The sequence below is a fragment of the Ferdinandcohnia sp. QZ13 genome (genome assembly GCF_031324165.1).
In the GTDB taxonomy this organism is placed as follows: Bacteria; Bacillota; Bacilli; order Bacillales; family Bacillaceae_L; genus Ferdinandcohnia.
Map to the genome: position 1 here is coordinate 776,300 of NZ_JAVIVW010000001.1, position 16,970 is coordinate 793,269.

At 37.5% G+C, this 16,970-nt stretch carries 20 protein-coding genes and 1 pseudogene; 6 read left to right on the top strand and 15 right to left on the bottom strand.

What is annotated here, in order from left to right:
* Positions 1 to 77: 77 nt before the first annotated feature.
* From RGU12_RS03775 to RGU12_RS03800, 6 genes are all read right to left on the bottom strand, one after another.
* On the bottom strand, positions 78 to 539 hold the full coding sequence (locus tag RGU12_RS03775) for a TlpA disulfide reductase family protein (protein ID WP_309534862.1): 462 nt from the start codon (positions 537 to 539) through the stop codon (positions 78 to 80).
* A 66-nt stretch (positions 540 to 605) separates the two neighbouring features.
* Complete coding sequence (locus tag RGU12_RS03780) at positions 606 to 1,154, bottom strand: peroxiredoxin (protein ID WP_309534863.1); 549 nt, start codon at positions 1,152 to 1,154, stop codon at positions 606 to 608.
* Positions 1,155 to 1,402: 248 nt separating this feature from the next.
* Positions 1,403 to 1,651, bottom strand: a complete 249-nt coding sequence (locus RGU12_RS03785; protein ID WP_309534864.1) for a YkuS family protein — start codon at positions 1,649 to 1,651, stop codon at positions 1,403 to 1,405.
* 93 nt (positions 1,652 to 1,744) lie between these two features.
* On the bottom strand, positions 1,745 to 2,623 hold the full coding sequence (gene ccpC / locus RGU12_RS03790; RefSeq protein WP_116350745.1) for a transcriptional regulator CcpC: 879 nt from the start codon (positions 2,621 to 2,623) through the stop codon (positions 1,745 to 1,747).
* Positions 2,624 to 2,738: 115 nt separating this feature from the next.
* Positions 2,739 to 3,176 (bottom strand): cyclic-di-AMP-binding protein CbpB, encoded by a 438-nt coding sequence (gene cbpB, locus RGU12_RS03795; RefSeq protein WP_116350746.1) that lies wholly within the window; start codon positions 3,174 to 3,176, stop codon positions 2,739 to 2,741.
* A 185-nt stretch (positions 3,177 to 3,361) separates the two neighbouring features.
* Positions 3,362 to 3,598 carry a YkuJ family protein gene (locus RGU12_RS03800; RefSeq protein WP_116350747.1) on the bottom strand — a complete coding sequence of 79 codons (237 nt, stop codon included), beginning with the start codon at positions 3,596 to 3,598 and terminating at the stop codon, positions 3,362 to 3,364.
* Between the two features lie 184 nt (positions 3,599 to 3,782).
* On the opposite strand from RGU12_RS03800, the gene RGU12_RS03805 reads away from it, so the two are divergent.
* Positions 3,783 to 4,733 (top strand): MBL fold metallo-hydrolase, encoded by a 951-nt coding sequence (locus tag RGU12_RS03805; RefSeq protein WP_309534865.1) that lies wholly within the window; start codon positions 3,783 to 3,785, stop codon positions 4,731 to 4,733.
* Positions 4,734 to 4,769: 36 nt separating this feature from the next.
* Here the strand turns inward: RGU12_RS03805 and RGU12_RS03810 are convergent, their stop codons facing one another.
* Complete coding sequence (locus RGU12_RS03810; protein ID WP_309534866.1) at positions 4,770 to 5,423, bottom strand: DUF3993 domain-containing protein; 654 nt, start codon at positions 5,421 to 5,423, stop codon at positions 4,770 to 4,772.
* 228 nt (positions 5,424 to 5,651) lie between these two features.
* Complete coding sequence (gene fadH, locus RGU12_RS03815) at positions 5,652 to 6,416, bottom strand: 2,4-dienoyl-CoA reductase (RefSeq protein ID WP_309534867.1); 765 nt, start codon at positions 6,414 to 6,416, stop codon at positions 5,652 to 5,654.
* Positions 6,417 to 6,563: 147 nt separating this feature from the next.
* On the opposite strand from fadH, the gene RGU12_RS03820 reads away from it, so the two are divergent.
* Positions 6,564 to 7,427 (top strand): metallophosphoesterase, encoded by an 864-nt coding sequence (locus RGU12_RS03820; RefSeq protein ID WP_309534868.1) that lies wholly within the window; start codon positions 6,564 to 6,566, stop codon positions 7,425 to 7,427.
* Positions 7,428 to 7,708: 281 nt separating this feature from the next.
* Here the strand turns inward: RGU12_RS03820 and RGU12_RS03825 are convergent, their stop codons facing one another.
* Positions 7,709 to 9,439 (bottom strand): sensor domain-containing protein, encoded by a 1,731-nt coding sequence (locus RGU12_RS03825; RefSeq protein WP_309534869.1) that lies wholly within the window; start codon positions 9,437 to 9,439, stop codon positions 7,709 to 7,711.
* Positions 9,440 to 9,620: 181 nt separating this feature from the next.
* Here RGU12_RS03825 and RGU12_RS03830 point away from each other — a divergent pair, with 181 nt between their 5' ends.
* Positions 9,621 to 10,088 carry a YkyB family protein gene (locus RGU12_RS03830; protein WP_309534870.1) on the top strand — a complete coding sequence of 156 codons (468 nt, stop codon included), beginning with the start codon at positions 9,621 to 9,623 and terminating at the stop codon, positions 10,086 to 10,088.
* 36 nt (positions 10,089 to 10,124) lie between these two features.
* On the opposite strand, the gene RGU12_RS03835 is transcribed toward RGU12_RS03830, so the two are convergent.
* Positions 10,125 to 10,775, bottom strand: coding sequence for a glycoside hydrolase domain-containing protein (locus tag RGU12_RS03835; protein WP_309534871.1), 651 nt, complete (start codon positions 10,773 to 10,775; stop codon positions 10,125 to 10,127).
* A 90-nt stretch (positions 10,776 to 10,865) separates the two neighbouring features.
* Complete coding sequence (locus RGU12_RS03840) at positions 10,866 to 12,134, bottom strand: PLL family lectin (protein ID WP_309534872.1); 1,269 nt, start codon at positions 12,132 to 12,134, stop codon at positions 10,866 to 10,868.
* A 292-nt stretch (positions 12,135 to 12,426) separates the two neighbouring features.
* Here RGU12_RS03840 and RGU12_RS03845 point away from each other — a divergent pair, with 292 nt between their 5' ends.
* Positions 12,427 to 12,663, top strand: a complete 237-nt coding sequence (locus RGU12_RS03845; RefSeq protein WP_309534873.1) for an IDEAL domain-containing protein — start codon at positions 12,427 to 12,429, stop codon at positions 12,661 to 12,663.
* 64 nt (positions 12,664 to 12,727) lie between these two features.
* On the opposite strand, the gene RGU12_RS03850 is transcribed toward RGU12_RS03845, so the two are convergent.
* The 3 genes from RGU12_RS03850 to RGU12_RS03860 all read right to left on the bottom strand — a co-directional run bounded on the left by RGU12_RS03850 (position 12,728) and on the right by RGU12_RS03860 (position 16,213).
* Positions 12,728 to 14,584: a PAS domain S-box protein gene (locus RGU12_RS03850; RefSeq protein WP_309534874.1), complete on the bottom strand. Its 1,857-nt coding sequence runs from the start codon at positions 14,582 to 14,584 to the stop codon at positions 12,728 to 12,730.
* Between the two features lie 334 nt (positions 14,585 to 14,918).
* Positions 14,919 to 15,101: a hypothetical protein gene (locus RGU12_RS03855; RefSeq protein ID WP_136380113.1), complete on the bottom strand. Its 183-nt coding sequence runs from the start codon at positions 15,099 to 15,101 to the stop codon at positions 14,919 to 14,921.
* Between the two features lie 224 nt (positions 15,102 to 15,325).
* A complete protein-coding gene (locus RGU12_RS03860; protein ID WP_309534875.1) occupies positions 15,326 to 16,213 on the bottom strand; it encodes an NAD(P)-dependent oxidoreductase in 888 nt (295 codons plus the stop codon).
* Between the two features lie 151 nt (positions 16,214 to 16,364).
* Between RGU12_RS03860 and RGU12_RS03865 the strand changes: the two genes are divergently transcribed.
* Positions 16,365 to 16,460, top strand: coding sequence for a YjcZ family sporulation protein (locus RGU12_RS03865; RefSeq protein WP_116350760.1), 96 nt, complete (start codon positions 16,365 to 16,367; stop codon positions 16,458 to 16,460).
* A gap of 107 nt (positions 16,461 to 16,567) precedes the next feature.
* Positions 16,568 to 16,651 (top strand): annotated as a pseudogene (locus tag RGU12_RS23750) (YjcZ family sporulation protein); the annotation flags it as partial.
* Positions 16,652 to 16,782: 131 nt separating this feature from the next.
* On the opposite strand, the gene RGU12_RS03875 reads toward RGU12_RS23750, so the two are convergent.
* The gene (locus RGU12_RS03875) at positions 16,783 to 16,908 is read right to left on the bottom strand and encodes a hypothetical protein (protein WP_309534876.1); all 126 of its coding nucleotides are present in this window, start codon (positions 16,906 to 16,908) and stop codon (positions 16,783 to 16,785) included.
* Positions 16,909 to 16,970 lie beyond the last annotated feature (62 nt).

Sequence of the window (16,970 nt, forward strand, 5' to 3'; positions counted from 1 at the left end):
AAAATTCTAAATTTTTTCTATAGAGAGATAAAAAACAAGACCAGGTCAAAAAATGACTTGGTCTTGTTTTGCTACCATTATTCTTGGTCTGCCTTCTCTGTTTCCTCTAATACACGATTAACACGTTTCGTTAGCATTTTCATTCCACTTCCACCCGCTTGAAAGTGACGAAGCTTACCTTCTTTATCAAACACATAATAGGCAGGAACATATTGATTTTCAAATTTATCATTTAGTTTAAGATCACTGTCAACAAAAATGGGCTGTGTGATGTTATGTTGTTGGGCTACTTGCTTGATTTCATCTAAATCAAGATCATTTTCTGATCTCGGCATGTGAACTGCCACAACATTTAATTTGTCTTTATATTGATCGCGAAATTCATTGACTTGTGGCATGGCTTCTTTACATAGACCACAGCTGATTGACCAGAAATGAATGAGTGTAGGCTTATCACCAACTAGGTCAGACTTATGAACCTCACCATTAAACCAAGCCTTTGCTCCTTCAAGCTCAGGCATTTGTTCACGTAATTTCATAGTGTTATCCTCCAAACTTATGGAATAAAGGGCCAAACTGTATGTTAGTCCCTGCTAATGATAGCCTTACACATTTAGTGTAGCCTGACCTGGTCTCCAGTTAGCTGGGCAGAGTCCACCTGTTTGAAGGGCTTGGAGAACACGTAAGGTTTCGTCAACGTCACGACCGATATTATTGTGGTTAACGACTGAATACATCATTTCACCTTCTGGGCTGATGATGAATAAACCACGAAGTGCAACACCTTCTTCTTCGATTAGAACGCCATATTCTTTAGAAATAGCGTGGTTTGTGTCAGCAGCTAATGGATAATTGAGATCACCTAACCCATTGTCTTTACGGTCAGTGTGAATCCAAGCTAAGTGTGTGTGAATTGTGTCAGTAGAAGCGCCGATAACAACAGCATCTAAATCATCAAACTCGTCAAAGCGATCAGACATTGCAGTGATTTCTGTTGGACAAACGAAAGTGAAATCCATTGGATAAAAGAACAATACAGTCCATTTGTCATTTTTCATGTTTTCTTCAAGACTTACTTTACCAAATTCTTTGTTTGGCATAACAGCGTCCATTTCAAAACGAGGAGCTTGTTTACCTACCATACGTTCTGCCATATGTAAGACCTCCAACTATTTTATAAGTTAATTGATAACATTTACACTAATATCTTGTATAACCAAATTAGACTTTGATTAAACCATTTGGGTTGAAAGGGCCTACTAACAAAGACTCTGCTATTGATGTAAGCAATATCTTGTCATATTTTCAAAAATGAATACAATCTTAACAACATTTATAAAATGAAGCATAAAAAAAGACTAGGTGGTGTACCTAGTCTCGTTGTCTTCTTCTATATTGTCATTTACGCTTGTCCTAAGCGACTCTCCACTTCTTGACAAACCTCGTCAGCAGATAGGCCATTTGCTTCAATAACCGGCCCTTTCATGACAGTATCAGCTATACCCATCACATTTGAATCTAAACCTGTCAAAACACAGCAGTCGCAGTTTTGTGCATCACTTTCCTGTTTTAACTGAACAACTTCATAGCCTTTTTCTTGAAGAGCTTGTTGAACATTTGTTAAAGAGCCCTCAACACCAATTTTCGCCATTAATCATCCACCTCCTCATATATGTAATTTGTCACAATCATACTGTGATTATTCTACACATATTTGAAGATTGAATTCATGGTGAGGATAAATTTATAAAGAATCCACGTTTTCCTTGATCATTTCCACAAATGCTTGAACCTGCTTAAGTTCAAACGCATAATCATAGCCAACCAGCCATGTATCTCGTTTCATTGGTTCATTGTTTTCATTCATTAACGGGATTTTATAGATGTTTTTCGTTTCCTCATCATTTAATGTGACGGATGGCAAAATGGCATATCCAATTCCATTTAAGGTCATTTGTTTACACGTTTCAATTTGATCAACTACTATTGTTCGGCGTGGTGTAGACTGGAAGGTGCGATGCCACCATTCTTGGATTTCTTGATAATAGGTTGAGTCACTTTTAAATTGTATAAACGGTCGATCGGTTTCCCACACCTGTTCAATTTTTTGGATTTCTTTATCAACCATATACATCGTATCCGTTAATAAATGGTGTTTGGCACCCTTCCAATCAGGTTTACCGCGAATGATTCCAATATGGACAGTATCATCATATAGATTTTTTAAAATCTCACTACTCCAGCCAGTAATTAGTGAGATTTTTGCATGTGGATATTTATTTACATATTTCTTTAAAACCTTTGGAAGCCAATTTTGCCCTATAATGGAAGCACACGCAATTTTTAGCGTCCCATGCACTTCTTGATTTAGCCCTTGCAGCTGCTCCCTTATTTTCTCCTCTTTTTCTACAACCTCTTTTGCAAAATCTATAATCTTTTCTCCCGCAGGTGTAGGCGTTAGCCCTTTCTGGGAGCGAATAAAAATCTTTGTATTCCATGCTTTTTCAATCGTTTGAAGACGTTGAGATAGCGCTGGCTGAGTAACAAATAGGCGCTCTGAAGCCTTTCTCATATTTAATTCAGATGCAAGCACTACTAATAATTGAAATTCGGAAAATTGCACACTTGTTCCTCCCTAACCTACAGGCATAAGTTTTACTTATAGTATAATTTATTTACTATTAAATTTCATTAATAACAAAAAAACCTCCACTTTAATTATGGAGGAATTTGAAACTTTATTTAATTTTAAGTTGTTTATTCAATTGTTTTAAGATTGCGCGACGGGTAAAAATCCCCTCAAATACTAATTCATCATTTTCTACACAAACAAATGGGTTATCAATGACTAGATGAAGGCCTTTTAAAACATTGTCATTAAGGTTCAACCTCGGGATTTCCCTATTCATTACTTCTTCAACCTTCATTTTCTCTAGACGTTCAAATTCAATTCGTTCTAATCCGAGGATTGAGTCTAGGATATGGGTTGAGCTGATTAATCCGTGTAGTTTATATTTTGGGTCTAATACTGGAACGGCGGTATAACCGGTTTTCGTAAGGACTAAAAGTGCGTGTTCTAGGCTGTTTCCAATTTGAACATGGGCAACTTTATCCGCAGGAATAATCATGTCATTAATTGTTGTTTCAAATAAATTTTCACTTTGAAGACCAAACATGTAAGCCTCACAACCTCACATCGTAATTATTTTTCATATGTTCCCAGTTTACTATTATTCATGCTCCCCCTTTATTTTACCATAATTTAATAGGGATAACTTGTATTATTTTGCAACTGGGGTATTATGAAAGGTCGCTTAAAAAGAAAATGGTCCGGCAATGCGCCGAACCGTTACAATGATGATTAGCTAATTAAATCAAAAATTTCAATTGCGATCATATCAATATTATCGAATTGATATGTTTTTGGTTTTTCCCCTGGCTGGTATACTTCAAGTTCAAATGTACTTGTTTTGTTAAAATATTTTACACTGCACTTTCTTTCACCATTCACTTCAAAAAAACGTTGAGGGGGCTCCCCACCATTTGCATTTTCCTGAAGGCTGATAAGGCGAGTAATGATTCCTTGTAACTGTGACATATGTGCCTCTCCTTTCGTATGCGTAAAGCCTGTTTCTTTTAGGATTGAGCAATATCCATTCTTCTATCCACATTTTTCGAACGGAGTAATATTATCAGAATATTGTATTCAATACCTTTACATAACTACTATGTAACAATACAATAAAATTAGCCATGAAACAATAAAAAATTGGGAGGAAAACATGACAAATCTTACGCAACTAAATGAGCGAATATTTTTAATTGATGCACATGATTTGGGAAGGAAAGCTCGAACGGGTTCTTACATAATTAAAGAAGAAAAAATTACAATTGTTGAAACAAGTGCAAGTCCGTCCATCTCTTACATTTTAGAAGGGTTAAAAGAACTCAACATTCATCCAAATGAAGTAGAGTATATTATCGTAACTCATATTCATTTAGATCACGCAGGAGGTGCAGGACTCCTTTTACAACACTGTCCAAATGCAAAAGTGGTTGTTCATCCAAAAGGAGCTAGACATTTAGCTGATCCTAGCCGTTTAATGGCAGGTGCAAAAGCAGTATACGGGGAGGACTTTGATAGGTTATTTCATCCGATTATTCCCATCTCTGAGGAAAATTTAATTGTGAAGGAAGACCGAGCAGAGCTGACAATTGGACCAGATTGTACACTTGTTTTTTATGATTCACCAGGTCATTCTAATCATCATTTCAGCATTTTTGATCCTGTCAGCAACGGCGTTTTTACCGGTGATACAATTGGTGTTTATTATCATGAACTTGTAAAAGATGATATTGAGCTCTTTTTGCCTTCCACCTCACCCAATCAATTCCGACCTGATGCGATGTTAGAATCCGTTGAAAAAATAAAATCGTTGCAAGTTACAACTATTTATTTTGGTCATTTTGGGATGACAACAAATGTGAATGAGGTATATAAACAGATCTCCTTTTGGTTGCCAATCTTTGTTAATGCTGGGAAAGAATCATTTGCTGAACATCCTTTAGCAAGTCCAAGTGAGCATAAAAATATGATCAAGGAACTGATTTTGAAAAAGGTTACATCCTATCTTGATGAACGGAATGTACCAAGGAATCATGACGTATACGAAATAATTGAACTCGACCTTGATATATGTTCGATGGGAATTGTAGATTATCTCTTAAAATAAAATAGAAATCCCACTGGGATTTCTATTTTAAGGGTTTCAAAATATTTCATTAAAGCATCCCGATTGTAACGGGGTGCGATTGTCCATCTCAAGTAAGGAGTAAATCGTTGTTTTAAACGGATTCCAAGTTAAAAATGATGTATCCGTTTTAGCCTTTTCATTTTCCTTAACCGCTTCACTCTTGGTCTCTTTTACAAAAGGGGGCTCATCTTCCATAGCAAGTTTAGAAATCACCCAATTTGAATTTATTTTTTCAAGCGTGATGATTTCATAATGATCTTTATACGAAACTGGTCCTGAATCGGGAGCTTTGAATAATTCATAGACATACATTTTATTTTCTTGCTGATCAAATAGAATTTTTGTTTCGTCTGTATAGGAATAAAACGGAACAAAGTATAAGGCAAAATCGGAGCCATATACAATATACCCCTCTTCTTCCTTCATTAAATTCTCCTCTAAAAAGGTTGCTGCAAAGTCCTTACGAAAATAAGGTGCGAGGATTTGCTCTACCTCATCATATGTACGAAATTCTAGTGTTAGTGAAGATTGTGCTTGAAAGGCTTCTTGTAGAAGTGTGAACACTTGTTCTTTTGGTAAAGGTTGATTAGATGATGCTGTAGCCACTGGAACAGTAACGAGTCCGATTAAACAAATGATGATGAGTAGTAGTACAATTCGCTTGTTCAAAATATCATCCCTTCCTTGCTAGACTGTCTTTGTACAAGTACCATCATTTTAACAATTTCTCTTCATCCTATGGGTATCAATCGTTCGTTAAATAGTTGCATATTTTGACACAATAAACGGTATACAAACAATTCATTCATTAATCCATTGAAAAAAAGAAAGAAATTTGACAAATCTCCATACTAAAAAAAGACCACAAGTCGTGATCTTTTTAATCTTTCGAATCTATTAAAATGGATGCTGATTTAGCCACTGACCGCCATCCATCGTAATGCACTCCCCATTCACATAGGCTGCATGATCGGATAATAAAAAATAGGCGAGTTCTGCGATTTCTTCTGGTGTTCCTAATCGTCCTAATGGCACACTTCCAAGCGTTCGTCTTGCTGCTTCTTCTGATTCCCAAAGTTTTTCCGCTCCACCTGTACGTTCAATCGGGCCAGGTGCAATCGCATTAACACGAATTCCATATTTACTTCCCCATTCAACAGCAAGTGTCCTCGTCATGGATAACACACCAGCTTTTGCTGCTGCTGAATGAATCACTCCGGCACCAGCTCCCCAAGCATATGTAGCGACCATATTAATCATACTGCCCTTGATATTCTTTTCGATCCAATACTTTCCAACCGCGGAGCTGCAATAAAATGTTCCGTTTAATACAATATTGATGACAGCATTCCAACCATTCACCGATAGCTTTTCAGCAGGACAGATAAAATTCCCTGCTGCATTGTTTACGAGATAATCAATTCGTCCAAATGCTTCATCAGTTACCTTAACCATATGCTGGGCATGCTCGGGCTCTCTTACATCCATTTGAACAATAAGAACTTGATCTGGAAAGGTTTCAATTTCTTTTTTCGTCTCTTCCAATTTTTCAAGTGTCCTACCTGTAATAACAACAAAGGCTCCAGCACTTGCAAACCTCTTTGCCATATATTTCCCCATACCACTTGATGCCCCTGTAACAATTACAACTTTCCCCTTCATCCTATCCCCTCCACAAAATGAATGACTATTCATTTTTTATTATACCATTTTAACATGTGTAATACATATTTAAAATTTATTTGAATATGAATATGCTACACTAGTGTCATGACTTCAAATGATTTGATAGATAGGTTGGCGGTTAGGATGTCTAAAAAATATACAAGAAGACAATTTTTAAAAAGAGTGTTAGCTACTACTTCAACAGCTATTATCGCTTCTTCAATCGGGTATGGCTATGCCCGCTATATTGAACCGAAGCAACTCGAAGTTTCAAGGCACATTATTAAGCATCCTACCATTCCGAAGAAATTCGATCATATAAAAATAGTTCAATTCAGTGATACACACGTTGGGCACTATTTTTCTTTAGAGCAACTAAGTAATATCGTAGATAAAATAAATAATCTCAACCCTGACCTTCTGTTTTTTACAGGCGATTTAATGGATGAGCCTAATAAATACGCTGCTACCAACCAGCTTATTTCGATTCTTGAACGTTTAGAAGCACCCCTTGGAAAATTTGCAATTTATGGGAACCATGACCATGGAGGCTATGGATCGGAAATATATAAAGAAATGATGAATCAAACGGGTTTTACCCTTTTAATGAATAGCTCGGAGGAAATTTTCGTAGAGGATTCTAAGATTACAATTGTTGGGCTAGATGATGTCATGTTGGGTCGCCCTAATTTTGAACAAGCTTTTAAAAATGTGGATTCTTCTAGTTTTACCATTCTCCTTGCACATGAGCCAGATATTGCCGAGCGCGCAGAAGAAGTTGGAGCTCATATGCAATTATCAGGTCATAGTCATGGTGGCCAAATCCAAATTCCATTTTTCGGCCCACTGATTACCCCTCCGCTTGGTAGTATCTACGTTGAAGGTGGTCACCGAATTGGACCAACTAATATGTTCCTTTATGTCAATCGAGGGCTTGGGACAACAAGATTACCACTACGTTTTCTTGCTAAACCCGAAATCTCTTTTTTTACATTAGTTGCTACCTAGGAACAAAAGCGCAAGCGCCTTGGGTTGAACGTCTACTAAATACTGCCACGTCCTGTGGCAAACGTAGACGTCAGCACATCCTGTGCAAGTCCGACAAGCATAAGACGAGCGCTGACAGAAGGCGCTTCTTGCCTTCCGAAGCGATTGACTTATGACCTCGAGGGGCTAGGCGCTGGAGCTGGACGTGGATACACCCAATAGAAGTTATCCACAATGATAAATTTTATAAATTCCTAGACCACAAAATGAGGATGTCACTATGACATCCTCTTTTACTATCTCTACTTGTTTTTGAGATAATGTTCAACCATATCATCTTCTGGAATGGGTTTACTAAAGAAATAGCCTTGTACCTTATGACAACCCATAATTTTGAAAAATTCTACCTGTTGTTCTACTTCTACACCCTCTGCAATAACAGAGAGACCCAGGCTTTGTGCTAAGTGAATAATCGTTGTTGTAATCGCAGCATCCTTCTCATCACGTAGCACGTCCCTAACAAAGGATTGGTCAATTTTAAGTGTATCAATCGGAAGTTCTTTAATATAGCTTAAAGAAGAATAACCTGTTCCAAAATCGTCTACCGAAATTCGTACACCAATCTGTTTTAATTTTGCGAGGGTTTGCAACGTTCTCTTCGGGTCCTGCATAGCCCCTTCTGTAAGCTCAAATTCAAGACATCCTGGATAGATTTGATTTTCTTCGATATTTTGTTGAATCATTGTCACTAATTCAGGTTGCTGGAATTGCTTTGGTGACAAATTGATTGAAATCGAAACTGAACCATACCCGATCTCTTTCCATTGCTTTAGTTTTCGACATACCGTCTGAATAACCCATTCTCCAATTGATAAAATAAGACCTGTATCCTCCGCAATTGGAATAAATTCAGCTGGTGACACGAACCCGAGAACCGGATGCTTCCACCGTAAAAGCGCCTCAAAGCTAGTCACTTTATCTGTACTCAGATCCAACTGTGGTTGGTAATAGATTTGAAGTTCATTTTTTTCGATTGCTTTTCTAAGACCTGTCTCCAGCTGCATCAAGTGAGTTGTTTGTTTTTGTAAGTCTAAACTATAAAATTGATAAAGTGACCTCCCTAATTCCTTCGCCCGATACAAGGCCGTATCAGCATTTTTTATGAGGGAGTCGCCATCTCTTCCATCTGTTGGATAGAGACTAATTCCGATGCTAGCGGATATAAAAAACTCCTTTGCTTCTAATCGGAAAGGCTTTTCAAAAGCTCTGTTCACGTTTTGAGCGAATTGTTCAGAAAGTTCTCTGGATGTGTTTGGAAGGATCACAATAAATTCGTCCCCACCTTGGCGAAACACCTTATAGCTTTTTTCGCTAATAGAAGCTAATCGTTTACCCACTTCTTTTAATAGATGATCGCCAGCAACATGCCCCATTGAATCATTAAAAAATTTAAAACGGTCAAGATCAATAAACATTAATGCTAGATTTTGATTTTTCATTTCTGCTTCTTCTACTGCGTCATCTAAGTCCTTTTTTAATGAACTTCGATTTGGCAACCCTGTAAGTGGATCATGATAGGCCATGTACGTTATCATTTCTTTATCGGCAACTCTAGCAGAAATATCACGTGTAACACTTACGATAAATGTAATATCACCATTTTCATCAAATATCGGCGTTAGGATAGATTCTCCATGAACGACTCTCTTGTCAGCTAAAACAACCACATCCTGAAAAGAGACCGGTACTTTATTCTCCATAACAGACTTGTATTGTTCATGCAGATGATCTGCAGTTTCAAATGGTAATACCTCGTGAAGTGTTTTCCCTAGACTGTCACTCGTTAATTTTGCATGCCCCTTGGCTTCTTCATTTAAGAAAACATAGGAAAAGCTGCCGTTGTCCTCTACTTTCATAACGTATATTAAATCCTTGATATGCTTAAGGATAATTTCAAAGATGATTGCTTCGATTTTATCATCAAAACGGCTAAATTGATCATCCTTTAAGATGACATTATTCATTCTGTTCATAATACCATTCCCTATTTTCATGTAATAGTAAATCTTTCTGCATATATCGATAAAAACCTTTATTTTTTATAGAACTATTTTAATATATCAATTGATAACATACTATGTATCGTATACATGTTATTGAATTTGTCAAAATTCACTACTACAAGTATAATAAAAGATAGAAAGGAGAGAAAGTATGAAAAAACAGGTAAATCAAACCCCGCTTGAACCAACTGTGGACAACCTTGCTCGTGCTATCTTTGTTGTGAATCGTCATGCTAAAACGGCAACAAACCCTAAATTTTTATATTTACTTAAGCGCAAAGCCCTAGAAAAGCTTATCTTAGAAGGAAAAGCCAGAAAAGAAGGGCTTCATTTTTCCAGAAACCCGAAAAATAGTCAACAGCAATCTGATGTTTTAATTTCAGCAGGGGATTATTATTTTCACATGCCTCCTACAAAAGAAGACTTCTCACGCCTGCCACACCTTGGAAAGTTGAACCAGACATATCGCAACCCGAAAACTCATCTATCACTTTCTCTAGCTAAAAGCCTTCTGCAGCAATACGTTGGAATCGAAGAAAAAATAGAAAATACTCAATCACCACACAAACGATCCTACCAAAAACCCGTATTCAAAAAATTAGGAGAAAGTTATCGATAAGTCCAATTAAAAAACCAGGTGTATGTACCTGGTTTTTTAATAGAGGTAATTTAAGGTGCGTTGATCGGCTAAATTTGTATCAATCGGGCATTCTTGGGCGTCTCTTCCATATTGCCATACCCATACATTGGCTTTGCATTTCGGTGACACTGGTCTAAAGTTGGGCGCATTTCGTTCCTTCGACACCCCAGGCTCAGGTTCAGCACTCCATAATATGGTTTGTACTGCAACCTGTTTATTTTTTCGAACTGCCTCACAATACGCATTGGAAAAATCGCCTTCGACTGGATCATGGTAAATACCCGGACGATAACCGGTTGGGTAGATAGACTCCACCCACCCGCGAATCCACGCTTCATCTACAGCAAAAAAACGCTCGATATTTGCGAATAGAGCTACATGATTGGGAATACCGAGACGTCTTGCATTAAATACGGCATTTCGGGCAGCGAGCTGTCCTTTTTCATAGCTAGTCGCATCAGAAAAAACATTATAAATCGGCAAAACCTTAATTCCACGATTTCGTAAAAATGAAATTTCTTCTCTTGTTAAGGCGTGTGAAACATTTGGCACTTCGCTCAAATATCTCCCCCAAAATTTCGGGTTTCCAAATTTACTTTTCACACATGTATATAATTCTTCATCGGCTGTTGCCGCCGAATCCACTCCCCATACATATCTTGGCATTTTCACAACTCCTTAGTGCATACAAGATCAAACTCTGAATTTCTTTCTGCATTCCCGCCATCTGTAGTGGAGGATTGCTGCTACCTAAAATTATGCTTTCCATTTATGGATCAGTTGATTGTTTACTCCTCTTGCAAAGACATCAATTCGATTGCGACTCCATGAGACAGAGGATGGTTCGGAGGTTAATGTTCCACCAAGATCTTCCCACTCACTCCAACTACTTCCGTCCCAATTTTTTAAATACAGATGATTATCTGTCCCTTTTACGAAAACATCTAGATTATTAGATTTTCTTGAAGATACAGCAGGACTTGAGGTTAATTGACCACCAAGGTCCTCCCAATTGCTCCAGTTCGACCCATCCCAATACTTATGATAAAGAGCTCGATTCTCTCCTCTAGCAAAGACATCGATTCGATTAGGTCCCCATGATACGGCACCAGGTGCTGACGTTAAGACACCGCCTAAATCCTCCCACTCACTCCATTCCAAACCATCCCAAAATTTATGATAAAGATGGCGATCCGTACCTCTGCCAAATACATCTAGTCGATTTTCTCCCCACGATGCAACCGCAGGCGATGACGAGAGAACTCCTCCTAAATCCTCCCACTCACTCCATGATGAGCCATCCCAGTATTTATGAATTAAATGGTTATTATCACCACGCGCAAAAACGTCTACTCGTCCTGGTCCCCATGACACGGCAGCCGGTGAAGAAGTGAGAGATCCTCCAAGCTCCTCCCAATCTGTCCAGTTTGATCCGTCCCACATCCGGTGGTAGAGGACCCGATTTCTTCCACGTACATAGACATCTAATTGGTTTCTTCCGGGAACCGTAGCCGACGGTCCCGATGTTAGGTAACCTCCAAGGTCCTCCCAATCGCTCCAATTTTTTTCAGGAGTGTAGCCAATATTTTCATAAGTAAGTCGAATAATCGCCTTCATAATCCGTTGAAGAACCTGCTCTGGAATGCGATAGGGGCCCAGCACAACGAAGATCCAATTAGCTTGATTCCGAAAAGCCCGATAGGCCTGATTTACCTTTTGATCTAAAGACCCTGAAAATTGATTTTGAGTCATTAGTGTAAACATGACAAGCTGCATCGCTATATACTGAGACATTCTTCGGTTAACATTAAATTCTGCTAATTCATCATAATGAGGTTTGACATTTTTTCGTACTTCTTTCCACACGTTTTGAAACTCTTCTGTTTGTCTTTTTTGATTTTCCGGTGTGTTTGGATTTATATAATAAGCTTGTTGGTAGCCATTAACGGGATAATTTGGATAATAATATTGTGGAACTGCTCGGTTATACGGATTCATTTGATATCCACCATATGGTTGATTCATAGCAGGTACCTCCCTTTTATAAAAAGTCTTCATATCATACTATGATGTAAATTAGGAAAGTAACCCATTTTTTCTTAATCTCCAACACTTATCAAAACGTTTTCCAATTCAACTAAGTTCTGACATATCTAAATTTTCTAAAAAATCCTTTACTTTTTACCGTTTTCCCTTCATAATAGAAAGACAACTAGATGATGCCATAGTTTCCTAAAATAGCATGGATCTAGTGACGCTTATAGGTAAACCAACGTTTTTTACAAATAAGCGAAAAATTAAAAGGAGTGATTACGTAATGGACCATTTTAACAAAGAGCAAAAAAATGAAGTAGTTGTTATACCTCAAACGCCTGATGAAGAGATGTATGAGAAGGTAGCAGAAATGGTTCTCATCCAATCACAGGCCTCCTTTAAGAAAGAACAGTTGCTTAAACAAATTGACCAATCACTAATTGATCGAGATGAAACTTTATTTATGAAACTTACAAAACAATATAATTTGTTACTGTCCCAACATCATTTTTTACAATAAATAATAGGCTAGTGCGAGATGCACTAGCCATTTCTATTGACAAAAACGGTGCAGCCTTCAGTAGCTACACCGTTTCGTTTATCCGTGGAAGCTTTATTTTAAAGGTTGTGCCTTCGTTTTCTTTACTATCTACGGTAATTTCTCCATTATGGTTTTCAATAATATTATAGCTTACCATTAGGCCAAGGCCTGTTCCTTTTTCTTTCGTTGTATAAAAAGGCTCCCCAATTCTGTCAAGGATGGATTTTGGAATGCCACACCCCTCATCAATAAATAAGATATAGATGGAGTCATTTGTAACCCTTGTACGAATAATGATTGTTCCGCCATTTTCCATCGCATCTATGGAATTCTTAATGAGGTTGATGAAGACTTGCTTAATCTGATTTTCATCACAGGTAATAATCGAATCTTCATTCACAAAATCAATATTGATTTGAATATTTTGCAGAATGGCCTGTGTCTCAAGAAGTGTCACAACGTCACGCAAAATAATCCGGATATCTTTATTCTTGAATTTTATTTCGGACGGCTTTGCCAATAGCAAAAGCTCACTTAAGATTAATTCAATGCGATTTAATTCAGAAAAAATAATATCAAAATAATTCTGTTTCCCTTGGAATTCATCATTAAACAATTGCAAAAATCCTTTGATTGCGGTTAATGGATTCCTTATTTCATGCGCAATTCCCGCAGCAAGCTGTCCGGCTATAGATAGTTTTTCAGATTTAATCATTAATTCCTCTGCTTTTATTCGGTCAGATATATCTCGAATAATGACTTGAACGGCTGCTTCCCCGAAATAAGTTGTTGGTATGCCAATTAGTTCTGTATAAATTTGCTTTCCTTGAAATGTATACCATGATTGTTTACTAAAATTAACTTCCTTCTTTTCGGAATTTACAATACCGATGAATTCTCTGACTTGGTCATGATTATCTGGATGAAGAAAGGTATAAATATTTTTCCCTAACATTTCTGTATAGCTGTTAGCCCCAAACATTTTTACACCTGAGTCATTGATAAACACCCAATTGTTTTGATAAATGACAGCGATGGTATCGATTGAATTTTGAATAATTCGTTGGTAGCGTTCACGGCTTCTATGGATGATATCGTGGAATGACTTTCGTGATGAGATATCGTGCAAAACGATATACTCATAGATTTCATCATGGATATAGATTGGAACTTCCTTCACTTCCACATAAATTTTTTCGCTGTTTTGTTTCTTCCATCTTTGTTCGATTATACCTAAACGAAAGCCACTCTGAAGCTGCTCAATTCGTTTACCCACCACTTCGTGGAATTCTTCGTCTATAAACTGATAAATTGTGTTCCCACTTACCTCATCCGGGTGTTGAATTTCTAATAAGGAAGCTGCTTCCCTGTTAAAATACACGATTTGACCTAATTTTGCAATAATGATTGGAAATGGAGCTTCATCTATTAAAATAGGGGCATCAACTAACCTAGTAATCGGGAAAGTCTTATCCGGAAAAAGCGATGATAACAACGTATTAGGGCTGTTCTCCTCAAGAATGCGGTCATTTGCGGGATCCACTAACACGTTCATTTTTAAAAGAATTTCTTCATATTCGCAAGACGTGGTGTCAAAGATAGGCTCAACAATAGTCTCGAACCAGATAATATCATTATTAGTTTTCAACACTCTTAGTGCACATGCTGATTGTTGTTGTTTATTGAAAAAATAACTTTCAAGCATGAACCGGTCATCTTTATGTATGATATTTTTGATTGAAGTTCCAATTAACATATCTTTTGTGTAGCCTAAAACATCTTCACAGTTGCTAGAAATATAAAGAATTTGACCATTTACAGTCACTGTTAATACGAGATTAACAGATGAAGGTGTTGCCGATACATGTTCCGGAGCACTTTGTGAATTTCCTGTTCTCATCTATTGAACCCCCACCTCTCTATCACTTATTTCGTTGTTATGGTCAATCCTGTATATGAATTTGAAAGTATTCTGTACGTGTATTTTGGTAGGTGTAACCATTTTTTTACTATACTATTACATTAAGTTAGGGGCTATATCATATCCATAGGTAGAAAGACCTGTTTTATTATTATTATAAAGAAAATTCAGCAAAATTCCCAATATTTTTTGGAGTTTGTCAAAATACGAAAATCTAGGTCGTGGAGTGACCTAGATTTTAGATTATTTATTGATGAATGTAGAAAAAAAATTCGACAAGTACATATACTTGTCGAATTTGGTAGGTGAGGAATTAAAGTCCACCTTCGTATTTTCCATCGTTTTTAGACGCTTTTTCTTTTTTTGCTTTTTTCTTGTGCGCTTTGTTTGCTGCTGCACTACCCAACTCTTTCCCGAATTCAGTATCCGTTACAGCCGAATCAAAACCTTTTTTGTTCTTTTGTTCGGGATCATTCTTTTTATTTCGTTTTGCCATAAGAACGTGCACCCCCTTAGAGATTATCATCTTTATTTTCTTCTCTAAGGGTTTTTCTATACAAAAATAGGCAAGTGAGTTAATTGCCAAACGTATATATGTTCATAAGTTATAAAATACGTCTATACGCAGGATTTTGCGGCCAATTCCTAAAAGAATACAGTCAATAAATAAATTTAGATGGCCGATAGCAGAATACTGGGTCTCTGAATCCATCGAACCCTTTATTCCCAAAGCTTAAAGATGGCTTGGGTGCCGCTATTTTCTTCCCCTTTTTCAGCTAGTTCGTCGTACATTTTTTTCGCAAGCTCAAGACCTGGTGTTTCCATTCCCATTGCTTTTGCTTCTTCAAGAGCGATTCCCATGTCTTTAATAAAATGCTTTATGAAGAAACCAGGTTCAAAGTTACCAGCGATCATCCGAGGAGCCAGATTGCTTAGTGACCAACTTCCAGCTGCACCTGTTGAAATGCTTTTTAATACTGTTTCAGGATCAAGTCCAGATTTTTTCGCATATACCATCGCTTCCGCAACACCAATCATATTTGATGCAATCGCAATTTGATTACACATTTTCGTATGTTGGCCGGAACCCGCTTGTCCTTGGTATACGATGTTCTGTCCCACTATTTCTAGAAGTGGCTTGCATGCTTCAAATACATCACGATCGCCACCTACCATAATGGCCAATCTTGCTTCTTTTGCACCGACATCTCCACCGGAGACAGGTGCATCTAAGGAATACATGCCTTTTTGTTTTGCAGCCTCATAAATTTTGATTGCTAAAGAAGGAGTCGAGGTTGTCATATCAATAAAGTGCGTTCCCTCGTTTGCATGTGCCAAAAGCCCGTTTTCACCTAGGTAGACCTCCTCCACATCGTACGGATATCCAACCATTGTAATGACAAGACTTGCTTCTTGAGCCACTTCTGCTACTGACTGTTTCCAAACTGCGCCTTGTTCAACAAGTTCAGCCGCTTTTTCCTTTGTACGTGTATAGACGAGAACTTTATATCCTTTTGAAAGGATATGGCCAGCCATACTTTTTCCCATCACACCTGTTCCAATAAACCCAACTACCGCGTTACTATGTAAGACATTTTTATGTACCATCATATTAACTCCCTCGTTTTTATTTTCATCATACCATATTTTAAAATGTAACAAGACTAAAAAAAAATCTAGGAAAATTGGGGATTTGTACCTTACATCCTCTGTGCATTTTCCATAGGATATAACAAATAGATATATGGAGGTGTTCTAAATGAGTGGTGGAGTAGGATATGGAACAGGTTTTGCTTTGCTTGTCGTATTGTTCATTTTATTGGTTATTGTAGGATCCGCTTATGTAGGATGGTAATTCTTTAAGTAAATTAAAGATTCATTATAAAAAAGAAAGGGAGATGTGTTATGGGATTTGGATATGGATACCCAGGATTTGGTTACGGTGGCTGTGGCTACGGTTATGGTGGCTACGGATTTCGCGGAGGCTTTGCGTTGATTGTTGTACTATTCATCCTTCTAATCATCGTTGGAGCTGCTTGGTGCTAAGATCACCATTACAAATAAGAAAGCCAGCAACTATTGAAGGTTGCTGGCTTTCTTCATGTCATTTCTCGTCAAACATATCCTGAAACTTTTTCATTTCCTTATCAACTTTAGGCTTCATATGATAAGGGTTTTTAGGTTGAACCATGTTTTCGCCTTATCCCTATTTGATTTCCTGCCATATCATCATTGATAATCCCCTCATATCTCCCATCAAAATGTGGGTCACGTGCATGATAATCTCGATCATTGTCTGGCATAGCTTATACCTCCTCATCATTAAATTGGCGTGTTTTATGAAAAATATGTACTTTTTTATGCA

Coding starts and splice junctions, on each gene's coding strand:
- RGU12_RS03775 (WP_309534862.1), bottom strand. CDS start 539: ATGAAATTACGTGAACAAATGCCTGAGCTTGAAGGAGCAAAGGCTTGG.
- RGU12_RS03780 (WP_309534863.1), bottom strand. CDS start 1,154: ATGGCAGAACGTATGGTAGGTAAACAAGCTCCTCGTTTTGAAATGGAC.
- RGU12_RS03785 (WP_309534864.1), bottom strand. CDS start 1,651: ATGGCGAAAATTGGTGTTGAGGGCTCTTTAACAAATGTTCAACAAGCT.
- cbpB (WP_116350746.1), bottom strand. CDS start 3,176: ATGTTTGGTCTTCAAAGTGAAAATTTATTTGAAACAACAATTAATGAC.
- RGU12_RS03800 (WP_116350747.1), bottom strand. CDS start 3,598: ATGTCACAGTTACAAGGAATCATTACTCGCCTTATCAGCCTTCAGGAA.
- RGU12_RS03805 (WP_309534865.1), top strand. CDS start 3,783: ATGACAAATCTTACGCAACTAAATGAGCGAATATTTTTAATTGATGCA.
- fadH (WP_309534867.1), bottom strand. CDS start 6,416: ATGAAGGGGAAAGTTGTAATTGTTACAGGGGCATCAAGTGGTATGGGG.
- RGU12_RS03820 (WP_309534868.1), top strand. CDS start 6,564: ATGTCTAAAAAATATACAAGAAGACAATTTTTAAAAAGAGTGTTAGCT.
- RGU12_RS03825 (WP_309534869.1), bottom strand. CDS start 9,439: ATGAACAGAATGAATAATGTCATCTTAAAGGATGATCAATTTAGCCGT.
- RGU12_RS03830 (WP_309534870.1), top strand. CDS start 9,621: ATGAAAAAACAGGTAAATCAAACCCCGCTTGAACCAACTGTGGACAAC.
- RGU12_RS03835 (WP_309534871.1), bottom strand. CDS start 10,775: ATGCCAAGATATGTATGGGGAGTGGATTCGGCGGCAACAGCCGATGAA.
- RGU12_RS03840 (WP_309534872.1), bottom strand. CDS start 12,134: ATGAATCAACCATATGGTGGATATCAAATGAATCCGTATAACCGAGCA.
- RGU12_RS03845 (WP_309534873.1), top strand. CDS start 12,427: ATGGACCATTTTAACAAAGAGCAAAAAAATGAAGTAGTTGTTATACCT.
- RGU12_RS03850 (WP_309534874.1), bottom strand. CDS start 14,584: ATGAGAACAGGAAATTCACAAAGTGCTCCGGAACATGTATCGGCAACA.
- RGU12_RS03855 (WP_136380113.1), bottom strand. CDS start 15,101: ATGGCAAAACGAAATAAAAAGAATGATCCCGAACAAAAGAACAAAAAA.
- RGU12_RS03860 (WP_309534875.1), bottom strand. CDS start 16,213: ATGGTACATAAAAATGTCTTACATAGTAACGCGGTAGTTGGGTTTATT.
- RGU12_RS03865 (WP_116350760.1), top strand. CDS start 16,365: ATGAGTGGTGGAGTAGGATATGGAACAGGTTTTGCTTTGCTTGTCGTA.
- RGU12_RS03875 (WP_309534876.1), bottom strand. CDS start 16,908: ATGCCAGACAATGATCGAGATTATCATGCACGTGACCCACATTTTGAT.